A 19,190-nucleotide genomic window follows, 5' to 3' on the forward strand; every position below is an offset into this window, starting at 1 on the left:
CCGGGAAGCATCAGAAGAACGAAAGCCGCTGACACAAGAAGCCATGCTGTGTCGCCTGTGTCGGGTGCGGGCGCCTCATCGGCAAATGCCGAAAAGGCAAATGCAAAAGTAGTTAATGTTAAAAGAAGTTTACGCATTTTTTTCCTCTCTGCTCACTTAGATTGAATCGTTGCCGGTTTCGCCGGTACGGATTCTGACAGCTTCGATGATATCGAGAACAAATATTTTACCATCGCCTATTTTGCCTGTTTTAGCCGCTTCAGAAATAACGCCGATTGCCTGCGCAACTATTTCATCCGGAACAACCGTTTCAAGCATGATCTTCGGCACGAAATCGATCTGATACTCTGCGCCTCTGTAAAGCTCGTGGTGGCCTTTCTGACGTCCGAAGCCCTTCACCTCGTATGTCGTCATGCCGCTGATTCCCAGCCCGTTCAGCGCCTCTTTAACGTTGTCAAGCATATGGGGCTTGACTATGGCTTTGATTAACTTCATGTTTTCCTCCGTTAGAAAAGCAGTTGTCATGTATTCAACAAAAGTTGTGCCAATTTCGACAAAACGCCCATTTTCATTGAACAGAGGCATATAACGCATGAAATGTGAAAAATACCCGAGTCGGTGTTTAAAATATATTCATTGGTGATTAATTTTTCAGCAGATTCCGGTTAAAGGTGCTATAGTTTGATATTGAATATTTTGAGGGATTTATTTGAGCTCGGAATTTAAAGATTTTGATTTGTTGGGGCATCCTGTTGCCGTGGTCGGTTCATGCTCGGAAATAGCATATTCCAACAAAGAGTTTAAAAGACTGTATCAGGCGGGGAACTTCAAAAATGCGTGCAGGAAGGATGATTCCCGCTCGCTCCATTTCTGCACCGACAAAGGAGAGATACGCTGTTACACCGCTTCTGTCGCCGAGCACGGCGAATATTCCGTCTGGTCATTTTCTGACGTAACAGCACTCATCAGCCGCAAGGTTATGGTGGAAGCGGCATCCATCGATGAGTCAAAGCTCACCGGAGACGATCTCAGAAAAGTTATCGAAAAGAACAAACGGTTGACCGAGGTTGTTGAGGCAATGGAATCGGGCGTCATGGTTGAGGGCGAATCCGGCAGTCTGGTCTACATCAACAACAGTTTTCTTAAAATAGTCACAGCATCCGGCCTTTTCAGTCCTGAAGGCAACATCGACAATGCGGGATTCTATCACGATATCCTTGAAAACATGGATCTGTCGGGAATGTACCGTAAGAAAACGGACTACATTCTTCAGGAGAAAAGGGACAGAGTGCATTCCGATGAGTTCCGCTGCAAGGACGGACGCATATTCACAAGGATACACACACCATTATATATTGACGGAAAACCCAAAGGCCATCTCTGGCGGTTCAGGGACATCTCTGTCCGCAAGCAGATGGAAAATTTCAAGAACGAGCTTGAAGCCATGCTCACCGCTCTGGAATCCAGCGGAATGGTGGGGCTTTATCTCGACTATGAGGGATTCAGGTTTGTTAACGGCGGACTTTTGCAGATTCTGGGCGTAAGGCGTGAGGAAATCGTCAGAAACGGTCTGACCTATTATCTGGGCGACAAGGTATACGACACCACCGAGGGCGGGGAGCACATCATGACCTATTATTCCCCCGCAGGAGACAGAAGCACGCTTCAGGTGATCTCCGACACCATGCGCATAGCCGGAAAGACTGCAGAGATTGCCAGTGTGATTGATATAACGGATAAGGTGCGGCTGCAGAACAGTCTTAAGCGGAACGAGGCGAAGTTCCGCAGGTTTTTTGCGGACAACACTGCGGTGATGCTGGTGTTCGAACCTGCCACCATGTCAATAATAGATGCCAACAAGGCGGCGGCCGAATATTACGGCTGTCCCATTGATGCTCTGAAATCCAGAAAGATGAGCGATATAACGGTTCATAACAGCTACGGAGACTGTCTGACCCTTGTGGGCAGTATCCTTGAAACACGCCGTGGGGCAAAGATCCCAGTGCGGCAGTATACGGCAGGAAGCGTAGTCCGTGACGTGGAACTGTTAATCACACCTGTGGAGACCGACGGCTCGGTCTATATGTTCATCATTGTTGAGGACGTTTCCCAGAGGCTGAAATATCAGCAGGAACTGGAGGACGTTAACAAGAATCTCCAGTTCATTGTGGAGGAGGAGATAGCCAAACGCCGCAGAAACGAGGAACTTCTGATGGAGAAGATGCGTCTGGCGGAGATAGGGGAGATGATAGGCAGCATAGCCCATCAGTGGCGTCAGCCTCTGAACACGCTGGGGCTTCTGGTGCAGGATGTTCAGGATGCCTCCGAGTTCGGCGAACTGACAAAGGAATATGTCAGGGATACCGTCGGCGGAGCCATGAGACAGATAGACTACATGTCCAGAACCATTGATGATTTCCGTGATTTCTTCAAACCATCCAAATCCAAAGAGATTTTTGATATAAAAGGCACTGTGGAACAGGTGCTTTCCATCGTCCGCGCGCAGCTGGTCAGCAACAGCATCCGCTGTGTGGTGGCCTGTGAATGTCCAGATACTATGAATTTTAAATCGGAAGAGAACAGTCTGACCTATTGCGGGCATCACGATATGCGGGTGCGGGGATATCCCAATGAGTTCAAGCAGGTGCTTCTGAACCTGATATCAAACTCAAAGGATGCTCTGATGCAGAGACGTGACAGGGAGATATGCATCAGCATAAAGCATATCGGCAAAAAGATACGGCTGGATGTTGAGGATACGGGCGGCGGGATACCCGAAAATATTCTCCACAGGGTATTCGATCCCTATTTCACCACCAAAAGCGACAAGGGCGGCACGGGGATAGGGCTTTATATGTCCAAGGCGATAATAGAGACGAATATGCGGGGCAGCCTCACCGTTGAAAACACCGATTCCGGCTGCCGTTTCAGCATACTTATGGACAGGATAGACAATTAGATTATCTCGTCCACCCTCTCGTGGATCCTCGAAATGTCCGAGTGCAGAAGCTGATGCTTGTGCTTGCACTCGTTCTTTGCCACATAGTCACGGGCGAGGATTATGTTTGTCCGCTCCTGACCCTTTCTCAGTTCCCCGATCGAACGCCAGAGCGGCAGAAGAACCATCGCCGAGAGACTGCCCAGATTCTGGATTATGTCTGAAAATGAAATCTCCGTCATGCCAGTCTTACCTCCTCTGCTGTAAGTGCACGGTCGTATATGCGCAGGTTTGATATATATACATAGCCATTACCACTGGTGCCGTTTCGTGAGCCAATAAAAAGATTTGCTTGATTAGCTGGCGGGTTTGAAACACTCTTTGATTCTTTCAAGTCTCCGTTTACATAAAAATAAATCAATGTACCCTTTTTTATCAAACACACTCTGTATGTAACTGTTGCGCTTACAAAGATTGATGCTTTAAGAGACACCCCGCCCAGAGTGGCATAAATAACACCATCAGTTTCAATATATAACTTTAATCCTGTGGATAGATTTGCATCTCCCATAATATATTGCGTTCCTGCAATACCGAGAGGCACAATATCGGTAGATATGGTGAAATCTTTTGAGTAGGATGGGATGTTATCCGTCTGAGATACCTGACAATAATTAGCCACTCGTGTTGCACTTGCTGTTGTAGTGGGTATATAAGATGTCGCAAAGGGCATGGCCTCAAGCTGTGCGCCGAAGATGTACAGGCCAGATGTGCCGTCACCGACATAGCTTGTGTTTCCCAAAACTGTTGAGTAGAAGTAATTGGCTCTTGTCGCGGTTACGATTGCCGTGAATACTATAGAACATCTGAACCATCCGTTTGATAATTTTTTAATTGATGCTGTCACCCCGGAGTCACAAGAAAGGATTAAGCCATTAGATAAATCAAAAAGCGCACCTTTTGCACCTCCGCTTGAATATATTTTCAGCTGAGTTCTTTCCGCAGATTGAGCAAAAACTGAAAGACAGTAAGTTGTTCCGTTGGTATATGCGGATTGCTGATAGATATAATGTTCTCCGTTCGAAGCATCGTCATACAACTTCTCCGCCAGATTGGTTCCAAAAGGGTCTGTAACCGCCGCTGTGTTTGTCGTTATACTTGTATTAGTTTTAACCCAGGCTCCGTTCTCGAACTGCTCTGAATATGTCAGAAGGTTTGTTGATGTGCCTTCAATGAGCAGCCCGTCTGCTGTGAATCTTGGTATGTCAGCCGCAACGGATTTCAACATGCCATAGCGGTCAACATAGGTCGCCGCTGATGCCCGTGTGAATGTGCAGACGCTCTGCCCCTGAGCCGTCAGGAGATTCTTTTTTAATGGTAAATGCAGTAGGGGCGAGTCGAGATTTCCGAAAGCACCCGTGTATGCAGAAGCTGTCATTTTTGTGTCCAGTGCCGTCTGAACGGCGGCTGAAACAGGCTTTGCGGCATCTGCGGTGTTGTCCACATTGCCAAGCCCTATCTGGGCTTTGGTCACACCGTGGGGGTTTGATGCGTTGGATGAATGTGCGGCAACGGAGGATGAGTTCACATCGGACATCAGTTTCAGCGTTTCCAGTGCATCCTGAACGTTCCCTGCGTGGACTGTTCCTGAGTAATAGACCTTATCCGCCTGAAGGTCGGTATCCAGCAGATTCCATGAGATCCCGTCACTGCGGTACATTCCCGCCTGCTTCCTGCTGACCAGCGGAATCCCCGATGCTGTTGTGACAATATATATTTCGTTCATGTGCTCTGCGGGGTTGGGCAGGTCTGCGTATACGGCCGCTTCGCCGTCTATGATGCTTGTAACAGGCTGAAAGTCCACAAGACGAACCCGCAGAGCAGGCGCTTCCCCTGTTTCGTCCAGAACCATGTTCAGAAGTTCGCCTTCGGTTTTAAGAGTCGCCCTCAATGCGGAATCTTCGCTGTCAAACACCGAACTGAGAATCTGTCTTACGTCTTTATAACTCATGTCTCCTCCTTATTTATCTTTTCTTGCGGTAGATGCTGTTTTTCGGGTCGGCGTATATGCCTTCGCCAAGTCTGATATCCCCTGAGTCGTTGCACCCGTATGCTCTGTCCGCCGAATATGTGCCTTCGGGCATGGACACGGCTGTAAATCTTAAAAACTGTTCATAATCGCCGGTATCCACAAAGTTGTTGGAGGCGGATGCACTGAAAGATTCCGCTTTGCAGATGTATAACCCGCAGACCAGAACCGACATGCCTTCGCTGTCCTCTGCGAAGAAACCTGTTGTGTCATAACCTATGCATTGCCCTGTTGCGGGCGATATAACCCCTGCAATGTCGCTGTAGCCTCCGCATATCCTCCGGCTCAGCCCCGTTGACGACCAGATGAAGAAATCGAAATCCACCCTGCCCGATTTGAAGGGAAGCCAGTCGGTGAAGGTGTTTATCTGATAAATGATGAATGCGGTGCCGCTTTCGGGGTCTCTGTATGCGGCGATTATGTTTGAACGGGTTCCGTTGAAAACGCCTCCGAAAGTCTCCTCGTTGTATGTTTCGTAGATGAACTCTTCGTTGTAGTAGAACTTTGAAAGCCTTGAGAATACGCTGCCCGTTGTGTGGGTCTGAACGGACACCAGTCTGCCCTCCATATCCGGTACAGGTTCGTTGACGTATGAAGTGAAACCTATTTCGCATTCCTTCTCCGGAAGTTTTTCATAGGCCGACAGAAACATCGACCTGTCGGATTCGATTAAAGGAGTCTCCTGAAACAGGCTTGATGAAAATACCCTGTCGGCGGAAATGCTCACCTCGGCGGGAATGGGAATGAACGGCCAGAGCCTGTCTTCAAATCCCGCAATGTGGGTCGGCAGACCTTCATAGGTTCTGACGGCGACAACATCCCCTGTGGAGAAGGCATAGGCAGATGGTCTTGTATCTGCGGAATCATAAGCCGCAGGCAGGGTGTATTCGAAACCGTTCACCGCCACACGGATGCTGTTTTCGATATAATCCGAATATAAGACCCTGCCCCTTGCATAGGCTATGCGCTCGGCAGGGTACATTGCGTTCAGTGATGATATTTCTGTCATATAAAACCTGTCAGCTGTAGAATTTTTCCGGAACTATCCGGTCGTTCGCTTCGGAGAGGGTCGTTTTAACGCATGAGCTGTCGATGTCCGGATCGCAGTCTCTGGGGAGCGAAAAGTTTTTGGCCACAGCGGCGAAACTGCCGTTGGCCAGCCTGCACGGATATGCGGATTTCAGCCAGTAGCGCTTCCCGAAATATTCCACGCACCAGCGCAGATTCTTGTCGAACAGCCATTCGTCCTGAAGACTGCTCTCTATGCCGCCTTTAATCGGAACATATTCATAGGTATAGCCTTTTTCAGGTCTGCTTTTGTCTTTGTAGACCTTGCGGCGGGTGACCACCCCGCAGCCTATGACCGTTGCTCCGGTGAAGATGTCTGTCTGAAAGTTGAACGAACCGAGATAATACTCCTCCGGCAGGTCGTACATGCGGAAGAAAACCGAGGCAGTCCGCCCCGGAATGAGCAGACCTGATGTCAGCTGTGTTTCAAGGGGGATATGCCCGTCTTCGTTATGGGTATATTCTGCGAAGGCGGATCTTATCTCACCTGTGGGACTGACCCCTGTTACGGCGAATCCGCTTCCCGTGTAATAGGTTGTGAAAGACGTCACCCCGCAGGTGCGTATCTGGGGCAGATATGCCCTTATCCTGTAGCCCGTGCGCTCCCAGTCTGAGTTTACGTCTGCATCCGCATAGTCGGCACAGGGCGGGGTGAACTCTTTTTCTGTTTTGTCCGAAGGGAGAAGGAAAACGTTCAGAACGTATTCGCCGCTGTCCTCTTCGGTGATATAGGCTGAGACTGCCAGAGTTTCGTGGCTGTAGGAGAAGCCCGACGGCAGACCGTTTACTACGGCTGTCAGCGGCGGTTCGTCCCTGATGACAGACGTGCGGATGTGCGCCGAAACGCACTTGTCCGGATAGCATATGCCCGATGGAGTATACTCCGCAGGAGCCAGCCATACGTTAATTGTCGAGTAATCTTCGGCTATGTATCTGCCCATCAGCTCACCGTGAAAATATCGTTGTTGACGTTGTCCTCATCCGTGCGCTTATAGCCGGATTTTTCAACCAGCAGGCTGTAGGTTCCGGTCTTCATACTTCCCAGCCGCACTCTGCCCTCGCTGTCGCTTTTGCCCATGTATTTTCCGTTCACATAGATGTGAGCGTCTTTAAGCGTCTTTTTCGTGCATGCGTCTCGGACGGTCAGAATGACAGTGCGGGTGTAGGTTCCGGTGGTTAGGTCATCTGTGAAATCCAGAGCGAAGATTCCGCTTTGTCCCGCCTTTTCAGCGGATACCAGACAAAAGACGCTGTCCGGACAGGTGACATCCACAAGGTCGTATACTGTTTCGTACACCAGTTTCAGAACGGACGTTGCCGCCTGCGGCAGATAGATATTGCTGTCGGTAAATACGGGGTTTCCGCCGTCCTCCCCTTGCCATTCGGCTGTGAGAGCAAGAGCCACGGGGAAGGTTGCCGAAGCCTTGCGGCTGTTTTTGAATATTATAAACTCGGTTATCTGCTGTCTCAGCCCCGATGCATAGGTTTTCACCGTGCCTCTGGTGACTGACAGAGAGGGTGACTGTCCGCCGGGATAGAGTTTCAGGCGGGCAGTGAAACCTGCCGGAAAAACGGTGGTTCCGTTGTTCTCCTCGGGTTCCAGAAAGAATTTATATGCGCCGTTTTCCGCATATTTACCAAATGTTATGCTTCTGTCAGCCATTGAGAGCCTCCGCATAGACCAGAACGGGGTAGGTGTCCCTGTTCTTCGCTGTCAGTTTCAGCCCGAAAAGTGCATAGGCGGTGCGGTAGCTTATCAGCGCAGTGCCTATCCTGCCTTGCGATGGTCTGGGAGTTTCGGAACATGTCACTGAATAGGGACTTCTGCGGGTTATGGCTCCAAGCTCCCTGCCCAGCCATGTGAAGCTGTTCAGTGTGAGAACCGGCTTACCGGATGGTGCCGTTGATTCCTCTATGAACGAAACGTTCTCGTCCGCCACCTCTTCGGTGAATATTCCGTGGGAGGTGAGGGAGCCATCCGTAGCGAACACTGCAAGCCTGTCGGGGTTTTCGGCATAGATGCGGAAATATGCCGTTTCTCCGTAGGTGAAAGATGTTTTTTCTCTGCCTGCGGAGTCGGTGTTCCGCTCGCTGTCGGCGGCTATTATAATTTTTGCTCCGCCTGTTGAGGTCACAAAGCTGATGGTTGCGTTGGTCATGGATGTACCTCGATGATATTTTTAACCGCCAGAGGATCGGCATTGACCTTGATCTTTGCCGAAGCCACCCTGCCTCTGCCGAAACTGCTTTTGCAGAAAAGTCCGGCGGGTGTGTTCAGTCCGTCCGTGCGGGTTGTTTCCAGTGTTATTGTTTCAGGGGTCGCCGCCAGTGTGTGCGCCAGCCTGAGAGCTGTTACGCAGTCGAGCACAGCGGGAGCGTCTACGGTGAGTGTCTCTCTGCCGCCTTTGAAGAAAACTGTCACTGAGCTGTCGGTGACGGCACGGACGTATCTTTTCACTTCCGCCGTCTCCGAAAGGGTGTAAAGGTCGTAAACAGCTGTGTAGGCTGCCTCCCTCCATCCGTTCAGTCCTTCGGCTGATACTTTTTTGCCGTCGGCCGTCATCCCTTCGGTCAGCACTTTCACTGCGGGAAGCGACAGAACCCCTTTGCCGTTTTGGAAAAGGACGTTTTCCGTAACAGTCTCCGTAATTCCACCTGCCGTTTTCGCAAGCCCTGCGGAATCCGATAGCAGGCGGGAGCTTCCGCCGTGGTACAGACGTATTTTCACATCTGTGTTCAGCCCCGCTTCTGCGGGTGCTTCTATGTGAACGTGATTTGAGGTGTCGCCTCTGTAATTAACTGTTACAGCTCTGTATTTTTGTTCATGCTTTTTGAATGTGCGTGCGAACACCCCTTCGGGTCTTATGCCGTGTGTTGTGCCGCCGCCCGTTACGGCTATGTAGCCGTTCGGCAGAAGTCGGGCTGAAAGCCCTGCGCTGTCGGCCAGATACGATGCCAGCGACCAGTGGGTGAAGGTTCCTTTGATGCGGGCGGTGAAATCCTCTGCCGCCCAGACTATCTTTCCGGAAAGGAGCATGACCGCTTCGGACGCTTTCATGGCGTCTATGTCGGCGGTGAAACTCCCTTCAGGTTCCGGCATTATGCCGCTCATAACAGTTTTTCCTCCCCCTTCAGAACAGGTAATGATATCGAAGCTATAGAAATCGCCGTTCAGATCTATGCTGACAAGGCGGGGACAGGAGATTTTTGCCTCAGCTTTCAGCGTCGGAATGCCGTTCAGGGATATTTCAAGGGATATGAGGTCTTTAGTACGGTCTTTGCCGTCACATATGAATGTTACGGAATCGTCAGCCGCCGATGAGGTCACAGGCGGACGGACAATGCTTACTTTTCCGCTCTGGGAGGTTTTGAGGAGGGGATTATTTATGCGGGTAAGTCCTTTAAGACCGTAGTCCCCTATTGTGCTGAGGATGTCGCATCCGCCACTGATTCCCGCTCCTGTGACAGCGGGCAGGATAAAAAATCCGTTTTCACTCAGGCTGTTGGCGATCGTCAGACCTGCGGTGTCGCTGTCCATCGCCGAGAGGGTGTTTTTCAGCACGCATTCCCCGCCAACGGGCAGAGCAAAATCCGCCGTCAGAACAGAGGCTGAATCCTGACCCAGTGAAGACAGTATGGCGGTTGAGCCGCCGGCCGAATTTGAAGTCATCAGCAAATCTCCTCCGTAAAATATGAATGGAGCCTTAAGGCCGACCATTCCGCTGTGTGCGGCTTCTGCGGCGAAGCCTGCGCCTGTGTATTCTCCTGCGCACGTTTCCATGTCAGCCCGCCCTGAACCATTTTGTCCCGCTGCATGCAAACGAGGCGTAGTCCCCTTCGGCGTTCAGAAAATATTCGCCGCCGCTCAGTCCGCCCACCATAACTGGGTTTGGTGTGCTGTCGGTGCGTATGACGGTGACCTTCTGCCCTGCCGTCTGGGAAGCTGAACCAAGGGAGACGTATGCGTATCCGTTTGAAGTGTCTGCGAAAACGAGGGATACTTCTTTGGACAGCTGAACAAAACCTGTGGCTGTGATGTGCAGGTTTGCAGAGCCGGAAGAGCCGCCGCCGGAGGCAGAGAGAACCTCCACTCCGCCGGAGCCGTTCAGCATCAGCCATGCGCATTCCCCTTTTTTTGAAAGTTCCGATACCACAGAACCCGTGGACTGGTGATAAAGGGTTATTTTGTTCGCCGAACTGTCGGATTTCAGCACCGGAAACGGTACGTTTCGCATTGCTGGATTGTCGGCTATGTACAGGCTGAGAGGATACTGCGATGCATCCGCATACACGACGGTTCCGCATGCGTTCAGCTGTCCGCTGGTGCTGATCTGCTGAAAGGATCGGGGGGAGAACGCTTCCGTTCCGGTTATCTGCCATATGCCGTTTATGACCGATATTCGCAGGGTGCATCCTGCGCCGACTATCACCTGCGTCTGCCCGTCGAACCCTATGACATCATTTTCGGCAGTGCTCAGAACTGCAAACTGAGTCATGCCCCTTCCGCAGTTCATGATGGTCAGCATATTTCCGCTGAAGAGTGCGGCCTCCGGCAGAGTGAAGGTCTTTACGGATTCATTCTCAGCATATGAGAGCAGAACAAAACTGTCGGAAGGCTCAATGGCCCCGCTTTGGGTCAGAGTGCGGGCGGCTATGAAGGCCGAAATGGAGTTCAGAGTATCCGCCGTAACAACGTTTGCGATGAGGCTTCCAGTGTTCCAGTCTGCCGCTTCTGTGCCCTCAAGCCCTCGCTGAATGGTCATACCTGCTTCGGTTCTGGTCACGAGGACAATTTCTCTGCCGTCATCCTCCGAAGGAGCCGCAAATCCTTTGTTCCAGATAACCGCCGTGAAGTTCCCGTAAGGAAACCTTTCCGGATGCTCAACTGAAAGCTCCGTTGCGTCTGCGGGAAGATACTCCGAAAGTGATGATCTTGCGAAGTTTGCGAACCTGTTCATCAGTCTATCTGCCAGTCCAGAGTTATCCTGTTATCAGGTTCATGGGGACAGCCTGCGGGCACGACCTCTTTCAGCCAGAAACCCTTTGCCGAAGGGAGAGTGACCAGCGTAACGCTGTTGCCCGCTTCAAATGCCCCCGACCAGCATGCGGAGGGGATTGTGAAATAGGGCTTTCCTGTTTTGGGGTTAACGGGTGAATACTGGGCGGTTATCTGGCCGGAGGGGAGGTTTCCGGCATAAAAGCCCGATGCGGTGAAAGCGAATGCGGATGTGAAGGTCAGCGAGAAGGTGTCGAATTCCGTTCCGCCGTTTGACAGCACCACCTTTGTCCGGTCAAATCCGCCTGTGAGACTGCTTATCTCCGCACTTTCAAGCTCTGGGGCGAGATCGCCCAGTTCCAGCATTACCCCGACGTATGTATCTTCGGAATCGAAAGAGTGGGGGAGCTGACCTTCGAGGGTGACGGCCGCCGTGTTCACGTTTTTTGTAACAGATGCAACCCTTGCATTGCAGGATTTTTCGTCATCCTGAATGAGAAGCAGTGCCCCTTCGGGGATGCTGTAGTCCGAGGATTTGAACAGCACAGAAACGGAGGTGTCGCCTGCGGATGCGCTGAGGCTCAGTCTTCCGCATCCCGTCCACTGGGAGGGAACATCCGCCTGTGTGTCTTCATGGTCTGCAGGAGCAATGTAGAACCTGTCCTGACCGCTGCCGGGCATCCCTATGCCAACGCATGCGCCGTATGCAGTTTCGCCGTTTGAGTTTTTGTTCAGAATGTATGCCTTGCGGTATCTGGTGATGCCTGATTCCCGCTCAGATGAGGTCACTCTGGGGAAGAGATTGAACTTAACCCCCGAAACCACAGTGGAGGCAAGGTCACACCTGCCGCCGTTTGAATCCGTGTCGTTTATGCTTACGCTTCTGATGATGCTTATATCCGTCTGATTCATCCTTAAACCTCCAAAAGCCTTATTGTTCCGTAATAGCTGTCGTCGCCCGCCTGTGTCTGCTTTGCCCTGACGGGTTTCAGCTCAATGGCTGAACTGTCGGATGCAAAACGCACCGAAAACTCTCTGCCGTTTATCTCCGCATGCACTGCGGATCTGTCCGCCGCTATGCGGCAGAGGGCTATAACATCGTCACGCTTCATGCCGCTCTCTGTGGCGGGAATGTATATTTCCAGATTTCTGTTCTCCGATCCGTAATAAACCCTGTCTGTGCCCGCAAGGTCGGTCTCAACGGCCGCCATAGGCTGTCCGTATGCTGTTTCGTTTGCCCAGACCGCCGTTTCGGGCAGTGTTATTCCTGCTATTGTCATCATGTTCAGCACCTGTATCCGGCTTCGATGACAAAGGTCATCGTTCTGGTGTCTGTTGTGTGTATTGAGCTTGAAACCGACACCGCCGGAGTGTTTGTTATGGCCTCCACAGCGGTGTGGAGGGGTGACGTGTCGGCACTGCCCACCGAGAGCAGACGGACGTAAATCTTCAGCCGATGCTCTGTGACCTGCACACCGCCGTCGGACAGTGTTTCAAACCCCGCATAGGCGACCGCCGCCAGCGGCTCCTTTCCGGTCATAACCTCCGTACTGCCGTCTTTCAGCAGAACACGGGTGAATACCCCGCATCCGGAGAGCACCTCAACTGTGTCAACGATGAGCTGTGCCGCCGTTCTCATCTGTAGCCCTGCCAGTCGGTTCTGCCCGCCGCAGTGTAGCCTGCGGATTTTGAAGCAAGGATGCCCTCCGCAACGGGCGCAAGGGGTGACAGAATCTGCGCCGCCTGGGATTTGTACTGTTCGGCGGTGGTCCATTCCGCCGCATAGATGTAAAGTTCTGCCAGTGCACGTTTCTTCACCGCAAGACGAAGGACGGAATCCGCCTCGTCATACTCGATGCCGTAGCTCTCAGCCACCGCCTGAACATAGATACGGGCGTTCTCCAGAGCCTCTTCCGCCACCGAATCGTCACCCTGACATATGGCCAGATACTCCTCTTCCCGCATAAGCTCCTGAATCTCTTCTATGTCGATCGTTTCCATAGTGTTCACCTGAAAAAAGGCGGGGGGATGCCCCGCCCTGTATTTTTTTAGAGCACTGTTGCCCAGCAGATCCCTTTTGTGAAAGGAACGGGGAGGGGTTTGCTCTCGGCGATGATCTCAATGCTGGATGAGCGGGGGTCACGCACCTGCTTAACGAAGAAGGGCATGGCGGTGAGGTTGCTGTCCAGATCGTCGATCACTGAGTAAACAAGCTCAAAGGGAGCGTCGGCGGCGAAGGCCATCAGCTTCTGACTGTCGACGACCTTAACCTGCGAACCCGTGGCAAGGTCTGTGTATGAGCTGTTCATAAGTTCAACACGGAACCCTGCGATGTTGATGGTCTTGGCGTCGATCATAGCCGTGAATGATGTGTTGCCTGTGTCCTGAACTATTTTTGCCAGAGCCATGAAGGCCGACTGTCCCGCCCAGAAGCGTATATCGGAGCCGTAGTGGCTGCTGTTCTGAATCTGCGCCTCCATGCCGATGAGGTCGGCGAGGATGTCGTCAAGGCTGATTGATGATTCGTTCCAGACCTCTTCGGGGGTATGGGAAAGGGTTGAGCCGAAGTCCACGCCGTAGGTTGCGAACCCGCCGTCCATAGCCATGGGATAGGCGATGCTTCCTTTAAGCGACTGTGCGGCCATGGCCTCGGTGGACGCTCTCACGATTCTGCGCAGACGGTCTATCTTGTTGTTCACAAGGAGCTGAATGCCTGATTCGTCAAGGAGCTTGAGGTTGTTGACATCGACGCCGTTCAGTCTCTCCGAGGGACGGAAGGGCTGGGGTTCGATGTGGGTTATGCTTCCGTTCTCCTCATACACGGGAACGGGGTCGCCGCCCCTTCTGGTGACAGCTATGTTTGAAACGGGCTGCTGAAGGTCTGCCACAGATACCGTGGGCAGGGGGTGGCTGCGCCTTTTTGCTTCGGGGTAAACGCTGTCCAGCACGGGTGATTTCAGCTCCGGCATGGACGAAAGGGTGCGTACTATCGCATCTGATGTAAAATATTTACCGAGATCAAACTGTATCATTTTTAAAACTCCTTAGTAGACCCAGACAGGGGTGTTCGCCTCAAGGGCGGCTATGTCTGCGGAAGATGCTTCCGTGCCTTTAACGGTGAGGCTCTTTTTCATAACAGTTCCGTGGACGGCAACGCTTCCTGCGGTGTCCTTTGCCGTGTCGATGTCCTGAATGCAAACGCCCACAGGGGTCTTTTTGCTGTCAGATGCTGCGGGGTCAAAGCTGACCGCTTTGCCTGCCGTGCTCAGGGCGATTATTTCGCCCGCTCTGATGATTCCCGCACCGGATGCAAACTCCATCGTGCGGATGACGGCGGGGTGTCTGCCGTCTGTGACTGTTTTTCCGGTGATGGTCTGTGTGCCCACCACTCCGTTGACTGTTGCCATTGATTTCCTCCTTTAAATTTTTGAGAAGATAGATGCCGCAGGGGCTTTTGATGTGCTGAGGGCGTGTGCGCCCTGTGCGACGGGGTTTTTTACCCTGCCGAAGATGTCCGCAAGGGTGTCGGCCGCATTAAGAGCGGGATGCTCCCTCTCCAGACTGTCGGCAAATGCCATGAGCGAGCCGTATGCGGCGGCGGGAAGTTTTCCTGCGGCGGCGTCCTTCAGCTTTGTCAGCTTCGCATCGAGGTTTTTCGCCTTCAGACGTGAAAACTCCGACAGTTCGCTGTCGGACAGCACAAATCCGCAGTTAAGGGGTGAGAAGGTGACGATCTTCGACCTGTCGCCCATGCTGATGAGCTTCAGGTTTTTGATCATGGGGGGCACAGCGCCCAGAAACGCAACATGGTGAAGATAGAGCGAGTCCTCTTCGTTGCGTGCGGCACCAATGCTCCAGTTTTTGAATCTGCCCTCTGAAAAGGCCTCGGCCAGTTCCGCTCCAAGCTCTATTTCGCCCAGAAGCACGGAGCCGTCCGCAGACACCTCGACGGACGTTACCCAGCCGTATGCGGGCATGCTGTCGTCCGACTCGTGCCCGATGGTCACGGGAACCTGCGGCGCAAAATTCCCGGCCATGCTGAGGATATCTTCGGGGGTTATTACCACTCCGTTGTGATTCCCTGCTCTGGCAAGTTCCAGTTTCATATTTCCGCCTCCTATTGTTTTCGGATTGGGGAAATATACAGAAAAAATATTTGCAATATGTTTAAGAAGGCTTAAGAAACAGATATTATTTGTATAAAATCTCTTTCAATATATTCAAATAGAGTATATGCTTTAGAAAAAATGACGGGGGATGTCCCTATGCTTAAAAGAGCTTTGATTGTCTGCTCCTGTTTCTCGCTCATGGCCTGCGCCGGGCAGAATGCGGCCGTGTATTACGATGCGGCGGCGGTGTCCGCAAAACAGCCCGGAATAGAGACCGCTCTGAGAACCTATGACAGCACGGTTAAAAAGAGCGTCCACTCCCAGCACTATTACGGAGCGAGGGGAGATATCTTCTTTGCATATAAAGACTACGGCTCGGCAGTGAACGAATATACCAAGGCGCTCAGAAATGCAGATTCCGCCGAGCTGCATATGAAAAGAGCACAGGCCTATATGAAGCTGGGGTTCTACCCAGATGCGGCCTACGACTTCGGGATGGCGGCGGAGAGCGGCGGCGAACTGAAATACAGAGCCTATGCCGGACGGGCGAAGGCGTATATTGAGCTTGGGAAATATGCGGAAGCACTTAAAGATATAGACAGGGCGAAGTCCGGAGCTGATACCTCCGCAGAACTTGAAAAAGCCATGGCTGAGATTTTCTTTAAGACAGCCGACTATGCAAAGGCGAAAGAACACGTTCAGCGTGCGCTTGCTTCAGATCCGGACAAGGGGGAGCTTTATTTTCTCAGAGGCAGAATATTCTATAAGACCAAGGATGCAAATCAGGCTCTGAGCGACTATGAGAGAGCCGTTGCCATGCAACCTGAAAATACTGCGGCAAAGTATGAACTGGCCAGAGTGCTTTCCACCTGTCCCGTTTCAATGTACAGGGACGGACAGAGGGCGGTCAGAATTTCTCAGGAACTTTTCAGTACTGATCCGTCTGCCGACAACGCAATGATACTTGCGGCCTCCTATGCTGAAACGGGTGATTTCGACAAAGCATCCGACATTCTTAAAAATGCGGCTGATAAGGAAAAGGATCTTGTTAAGCAGGACGATATGCGGGTCTATCTTAAAGCATATCAGGAGAAAAGAACCATAAATACCTGGTAGAAAATTGTTACGGGCGCACCGTAAAAAGTGCGCCATTCCTGCTAAAAAATGACCACTGTAAAAAATTTTTACTCATTATCAGATGGTCAAAAAAATGCCAACCCAACGGAAATTCGCTCTGACAAAGGGTTCATAATAACATTTCAACAGATTTCCCACATTTTTGTTGATAAAAAAGTGCTTGACAGCTGAAATCCCCTGAATTTAGGGGTTGGTGATAAAAGCTTATTTATTAGGTCTTTACAGGGTAGGTTTAAATTAATATTGATAAACTTAGGTTTTTTCCTGCAAAGTTTTCAACAGGTTTTCCACATCTTTGACGCAGGTTCAAGTATTCCGTCGTACTCACCGTATTTCTCAAGCATTTCCGAAAACATATTTTTGCTTTCGTGACTGAAAGATAGGACAATACAGTACCGGATATCGGTGTTTTCCGTATAAAAATCACGTTTATAGGGAGTTATCCGCAAAGTCAGTTTTGACGGTATTCTTGCACTTGTCAGTTTAGTTTGGTAAAGCTTAACCGGCTGCCATTTAAAGGTTTCCCGAAGTTTCTGCCTGCTGATGCCGGGCAGATCCGGCGCCAGAAGGTTCTTTGATGTGATTATGCTCTTCCACTCGCCGTTTCTGTGGAACCCCAGTGATGGTTCCAGATTGGTGCAGGAATAGAAATGGGGAAAGTTCATGTTGGTTTTTGTTTTGTATACCAGCGTCAGCTCTATGCTTCCCGTAGCCTTGTGTTTTTCAAAAAATCCCGCAGGAACGGGTATCCCCTCAATCTCTATTATATTGCCGTGGCGAACTGTGCCTTCGTGCAGATATACCAGACTGTTCGGCATATCCTCAAAGCCTTCGTGGTCGTCCGGAACGATACCGTATCCGGTGAATATATCGGGTGATGTCCGGTTTCTCAGACGGGTATAGTGCAGAAGGATCGCTTTTGCCATATCCGGGCTCTGAAAGAAGTGTGAGTATTTGTGATAGAGCTTTGCGGCCAGTGCAGACACTCTGGGGGCTGCATGGGATGTGCCCGAGTCCTCCGCCAGTTCGTTTCTGGTACCTATGGAGAACACCCCCACAGGATAAAGCCTTCCCATCCGCTTTTCGTGGGTTCCTCCGTATGCGCAGACGTCCGGTTTTACGGAATAACCCGCTGCGGGGCCGTGTCGTGTGAAAAGGGAGGGTGTGTGAATGGACTGCACGTTCGTTTCCTTGTGGGTCACGGAACCAACAGTCAGCGCATGTATGCTCTCAGCAGGGGACGCAACCCTTGAACCTTCCGATACGGAGAAAGGATCGGAGCGGAGCGGCTCATAGTTTCCGGCTGAAACCACGAAGAGCACGTCATATTTCTCCTGAAGAATATCCAGAACATGTGCGGCGGCGGAGAATGACTCCGTGTCGGCTGGAATGTCCGAACCGAGGGAGATGTTGTAGATCTTAACGGTTTTGTGGAATTTTTTAAGCAGGATGTCCATTCTGTCGTGGAACTCATCCAGCGTGATCGAGCCTTCCGAAGGGAGGATACCTGCGTTAAGATAGAGGATGCCGCCGAAGGTCTCGCCCTCGTTGAGGAGTCTGCCTGCAACGAAGGTTCCGTGTTTCGGATTTCTGTCGCTCCGGTTGAAAAAGCTGAAACTGTCCAGTTCCCACTCTTTGAGATATGAAAAATCGGCAATTCCAGAATCCACAACTGCGGCTCTGGGGTATGATTTTTCGGTGTCTCTGACAGAGATGCACTCAAGGGGCAGGTCGCCGTGGCGGACGTAGTTCTCTCGGAATATGAAGGTGCTGACAGGTGAAACAGAGCGCACCAGACTGTGGGTGGTCAGGGTGTCCAGACGGGATTTCAGGTCGTCTATTTGTGTCTGGATTATGGTGTAGCCGCCCAGATCATGAATTTTCAGATTCTTTGCCGCCATGTTCTCTTTCAGAAAGCCGACAAGCATGTCGTGCCCGTCTGCGCAGGGAAGGGTGTGTATATAAACGTTCTCATCGGGCTTCAAGTCAGAAAGCCCGCATTCAAAAGGGCTGCTGAGTTCAATCTTGACCGATGGAAGCAGAGGAGCTATGCCCTCTATGTGGCTCATGGATGAGAGAAAATTTCTGCCCTGTCCATACACCAGCTGGTTGTTGAGCCTGTTCAGTGCTTCGCTGTCTGAAAGGGCGAACACCAGACGGTTTATCTCCAGACTGGCTGTGGGGCGGATTCCGGTGGTGGACAGAAAATGATAACGAAGGGATTTTGAAAGTGAAAAATCGCGCAGGGTCAGCGTGTTGAAAACCGGAAGTCCGAAGTTGTACTCAAATTTGCGGTAAAAACCGAACCCCTTTGTCAGCTCCGCCGCCATAACTTTTCTGTCGGGCAGTCCGAATGGCGAAGGCTTCGGCATTCCTCCCCTTACGATTCTGGGGTTTTGCCTCTGCATTGATCTGGAAAAACGAAGAATGAACGGGCAGCAATCGCTGTTCATCGGGCCGAACCTCCCGGAGATTGGCAGCTCAGCTTGAAAATTCTTTCAGCAAGGCCCTGACAACTGTTTCAATGAATCTGATCTTATCCTGTTCAAGGGACGAAACGTCGTCCAGAAGCTCATGCCAGCCGGCGGGAATATCCGGCCCCTGTGTGCTGTTCGGGCGGAGAACGGCTGTTTTAAAATCAGAAAGAGGTCTCTCTTCGTAGAAATATCTTATGTCGATATTATATCTTTTTGATATAGTTGAAAGTTTTGATGCATCGATACTGCCTGAGCACTCATAATGGCTTATCACCTGCTGAGTGACGTTGAGCAGATTTCCCAGTTCTTTCTGGTTAATTTTCAGTTCTTTACGAAGTTCTTTGATTCTGTCGCCTATGTTCATGCTTAGTTATAC

Annotated in this window: 20 protein-coding genes; 2 read left to right on the forward strand and 18 right to left on the reverse strand. The window is 51.2% G+C overall.

The genetic code is table 11. The annotated features are described in order from the left end of the window. Positions 1 to 156 precede the first annotated feature (156 nt). Positions 157 to 495 carry a P-II family nitrogen regulator gene (locus C8D98_RS13315; RefSeq protein WP_132874664.1) on the reverse strand — a complete coding sequence of 113 codons (339 nt, stop codon included), beginning with the start codon at positions 493 to 495 and terminating at the stop codon, positions 157 to 159. A 214-nt stretch (positions 496 to 709) separates the two neighbouring features. Here C8D98_RS13315 and C8D98_RS13320 point away from each other — a divergent pair, with 214 nt between their 5' ends. Then, on the forward strand, positions 710 to 2,959 hold the full coding sequence (locus C8D98_RS13320) for a PAS domain-containing sensor histidine kinase (protein WP_132874665.1): 2,250 nt from the start codon (positions 710 to 712) through the stop codon (positions 2,957 to 2,959). Here C8D98_RS13320 and C8D98_RS13325 read toward each other — a convergent pair. The 15 genes from C8D98_RS13325 to C8D98_RS13395 are packed head-to-tail and all read right to left on the reverse strand — an operon-like array spanning position 2,956 to position 15,197. Then, positions 2,956 to 3,180, reverse strand: a complete 225-nt coding sequence (locus C8D98_RS13325; RefSeq protein WP_132874666.1) for a hypothetical protein — start codon at positions 3,178 to 3,180, stop codon at positions 2,956 to 2,958. The genes C8D98_RS13320 and C8D98_RS13325 overlap by 4 nt on opposite strands. Further along, positions 3,177 to 4,949, reverse strand: coding sequence for a LamG domain-containing protein (locus tag C8D98_RS13330; RefSeq protein WP_132874667.1), 1,773 nt, complete (start codon positions 4,947 to 4,949; stop codon positions 3,177 to 3,179). Before C8D98_RS13330 ends, C8D98_RS13325 begins: the two co-directional genes overlap by 4 nt. Positions 4,950 to 4,962: 13 nt before the next feature. Then, on the reverse strand, positions 4,963 to 6,036 hold the full coding sequence (locus C8D98_RS13335; protein ID WP_132874668.1) for a hypothetical protein: 1,074 nt from the start codon (positions 6,034 to 6,036) through the stop codon (positions 4,963 to 4,965). 10 nt (positions 6,037 to 6,046) lie between these two features. Beyond that, positions 6,047 to 7,036 (reverse strand): hypothetical protein, encoded by a 990-nt coding sequence (locus C8D98_RS13340; protein ID WP_132874669.1) that lies wholly within the window; start codon positions 7,034 to 7,036, stop codon positions 6,047 to 6,049. Further along, positions 7,036 to 7,758, reverse strand: a complete 723-nt coding sequence (locus C8D98_RS13345; RefSeq protein WP_132874670.1) for a carboxypeptidase-like regulatory domain-containing protein — start codon at positions 7,756 to 7,758, stop codon at positions 7,036 to 7,038. Before C8D98_RS13345 ends, C8D98_RS13340 begins: the two co-directional genes overlap by 1 nt. After that, entirely contained in the window at positions 7,751 to 8,254 is a 504-nt protein-coding gene (locus C8D98_RS13350; protein ID WP_132874671.1) for a hypothetical protein, read from the reverse strand. The genes C8D98_RS13345 and C8D98_RS13350 overlap by 8 nt, the downstream gene beginning before the upstream one ends. After that, complete coding sequence (locus C8D98_RS13355; RefSeq protein WP_132874672.1) at positions 8,251 to 9,876, reverse strand: hypothetical protein; 1,626 nt, start codon at positions 9,874 to 9,876, stop codon at positions 8,251 to 8,253. Before C8D98_RS13355 ends, C8D98_RS13350 begins: the two co-directional genes overlap by 4 nt. A gap of 1 nt (position 9,877) precedes the next feature. Next, on the reverse strand, positions 9,878 to 11,053 hold the full coding sequence (locus C8D98_RS13360; protein ID WP_132874673.1) for a hypothetical protein: 1,176 nt from the start codon (positions 11,051 to 11,053) through the stop codon (positions 9,878 to 9,880). Then, entirely contained in the window at positions 11,053 to 12,003 is a 951-nt protein-coding gene (locus C8D98_RS13365; protein ID WP_132874674.1) for a hypothetical protein, read from the reverse strand. Before C8D98_RS13365 ends, C8D98_RS13360 begins: the two co-directional genes overlap by 1 nt. Positions 12,004 to 12,005: 2 nt before the next feature. Further along, positions 12,006 to 12,374: a hypothetical protein gene (locus C8D98_RS13370; RefSeq protein WP_132874675.1), complete on the reverse strand. Its 369-nt coding sequence runs from the start codon at positions 12,372 to 12,374 to the stop codon at positions 12,006 to 12,008. Positions 12,375 to 12,376: 2 nt separating this feature from the next. Beyond that, positions 12,377 to 12,730, reverse strand: coding sequence for a hypothetical protein (locus C8D98_RS13375; RefSeq protein WP_132874676.1), 354 nt, complete (start codon positions 12,728 to 12,730; stop codon positions 12,377 to 12,379). Beyond that, positions 12,727 to 13,092, reverse strand: coding sequence for a hypothetical protein (locus tag C8D98_RS13380; protein WP_132874677.1), 366 nt, complete (start codon positions 13,090 to 13,092; stop codon positions 12,727 to 12,729). The genes C8D98_RS13375 and C8D98_RS13380 overlap by 4 nt, the downstream gene beginning before the upstream one ends. A 47-nt stretch (positions 13,093 to 13,139) precedes the next feature. Further along, positions 13,140 to 14,123: a major capsid protein gene (locus C8D98_RS13385; protein ID WP_132874678.1), complete on the reverse strand. Its 984-nt coding sequence runs from the start codon at positions 14,121 to 14,123 to the stop codon at positions 13,140 to 13,142. 12 nt (positions 14,124 to 14,135) lie between these two features. Beyond that, the gene (locus C8D98_RS13390) at positions 14,136 to 14,498 is read right to left on the reverse strand and encodes a head decoration protein (protein WP_132874679.1); all 363 of its coding nucleotides are present in this window, start codon (positions 14,496 to 14,498) and stop codon (positions 14,136 to 14,138) included. Between the two features lie 12 nt (positions 14,499 to 14,510). Continuing rightward, positions 14,511 to 15,197 (reverse strand): hypothetical protein, encoded by a 687-nt coding sequence (locus tag C8D98_RS13395; RefSeq protein WP_132874680.1) that lies wholly within the window; start codon positions 15,195 to 15,197, stop codon positions 14,511 to 14,513. A 159-nt stretch (positions 15,198 to 15,356) separates the two neighbouring features. Between C8D98_RS13395 and C8D98_RS13400 the strand changes: the two genes are divergently transcribed. Further along, positions 15,357 to 16,316, forward strand: coding sequence for a tetratricopeptide repeat protein (locus C8D98_RS13400; protein WP_165871344.1), 960 nt, complete (start codon positions 15,357 to 15,359; stop codon positions 16,314 to 16,316). A 296-nt stretch (positions 16,317 to 16,612) separates the two neighbouring features. On the opposite strand, the gene C8D98_RS13405 is transcribed toward C8D98_RS13400, so the two are convergent. Both C8D98_RS13405 and C8D98_RS13410 read right to left on the reverse strand, forming a co-directional pair. Then, positions 16,613 to 18,790, reverse strand: a complete 2,178-nt coding sequence (locus tag C8D98_RS13405) for a S8 family peptidase (protein ID WP_132874682.1) — start codon at positions 18,788 to 18,790, stop codon at positions 16,613 to 16,615. A 28-nt stretch (positions 18,791 to 18,818) separates the two neighbouring features. Beyond that, positions 18,819 to 19,178, reverse strand: a complete 360-nt coding sequence (locus tag C8D98_RS13410; protein ID WP_132874683.1) for a helix-turn-helix domain-containing protein — start codon at positions 19,176 to 19,178, stop codon at positions 18,819 to 18,821. Positions 19,179 to 19,190: the final 12 nt, after the last annotated feature.

Origin of the sequence: Seleniivibrio woodruffii, assembly GCF_004339245.1 — a bacterium.
Lineage (GTDB): Bacteria > Chrysiogenota > Deferribacteres > Deferribacterales > Geovibrionaceae > Seleniivibrio > Seleniivibrio woodruffii.

Bases quoted from the DNA above. Each gene is read 5' to 3' on its own strand.
- C8D98_RS13315 (WP_132874664.1), bottom strand. From the start codon at position 495: ATGAAGTTAATCAAAGCCATAGTCAAGCCCCATATGCTTGACAACGTT.
- C8D98_RS13365 (WP_132874674.1), bottom strand. From the start codon at position 12,003: ATGAATCAGACGGATATAAGCATCATCAGAAGCGTAAGCATAAACGAC.
- C8D98_RS13325 (WP_132874666.1), bottom strand. From the start codon at position 3,180: ATGACGGAGATTTCATTTTCAGACATAATCCAGAATCTGGGCAGTCTC.
- C8D98_RS13370 (WP_132874675.1), bottom strand. From the start codon at position 12,374: ATGATGACAATAGCAGGAATAACACTGCCCGAAACGGCGGTCTGGGCA.
- C8D98_RS13395 (WP_132874680.1), bottom strand. From the start codon at position 15,197: ATGAAACTGGAACTTGCCAGAGCAGGGAATCACAACGGAGTGGTAATA.
- C8D98_RS13330 (WP_132874667.1), bottom strand. From the start codon at position 4,949: ATGAGTTATAAAGACGTAAGACAGATTCTCAGTTCGGTGTTTGACAGC.
- C8D98_RS13405 (WP_132874682.1), bottom strand. From the start codon at position 18,790: ATGAACAGCGATTGCTGCCCGTTCATTCTTCGTTTTTCCAGATCAATG.
- C8D98_RS13390 (WP_132874679.1), bottom strand. From the start codon at position 14,498: ATGGCAACAGTCAACGGAGTGGTGGGCACACAGACCATCACCGGAAAA.
- C8D98_RS13360 (WP_132874673.1), bottom strand. From the start codon at position 11,053: ATGAACAGGTTCGCAAACTTCGCAAGATCATCACTTTCGGAGTATCTT.
- C8D98_RS13335 (WP_132874668.1), bottom strand. From the start codon at position 6,036: ATGACAGAAATATCATCACTGAACGCAATGTACCCTGCCGAGCGCATA.
- C8D98_RS13345 (WP_132874670.1), bottom strand. From the start codon at position 7,758: ATGGCTGACAGAAGCATAACATTTGGTAAATATGCGGAAAACGGCGCA.
- C8D98_RS13400 (WP_165871344.1), top strand. From the start codon at position 15,357: ATGCTTAAAAGAGCTTTGATTGTCTGCTCCTGTTTCTCGCTCATGGCC.
- C8D98_RS13385 (WP_132874678.1), bottom strand. From the start codon at position 14,123: ATGATACAGTTTGATCTCGGTAAATATTTTACATCAGATGCGATAGTA.
- C8D98_RS13350 (WP_132874671.1), bottom strand. From the start codon at position 8,254: ATGACCAACGCAACCATCAGCTTTGTGACCTCAACAGGCGGAGCAAAA.
- C8D98_RS13380 (WP_132874677.1), bottom strand. From the start codon at position 13,092: ATGGAAACGATCGACATAGAAGAGATTCAGGAGCTTATGCGGGAAGAG.
- C8D98_RS13340 (WP_132874669.1), bottom strand. From the start codon at position 7,036: ATGGGCAGATACATAGCCGAAGATTACTCGACAATTAACGTATGGCTG.
- C8D98_RS13375 (WP_132874676.1), bottom strand. From the start codon at position 12,730: ATGAGAACGGCGGCACAGCTCATCGTTGACACAGTTGAGGTGCTCTCC.
- C8D98_RS13410 (WP_132874683.1), bottom strand. From the start codon at position 19,178: ATGAACATAGGCGACAGAATCAAAGAACTTCGTAAAGAACTGAAAATT.
- C8D98_RS13355 (WP_132874672.1), bottom strand. From the start codon at position 9,876: ATGGAAACGTGCGCAGGAGAATACACAGGCGCAGGCTTCGCCGCAGAA.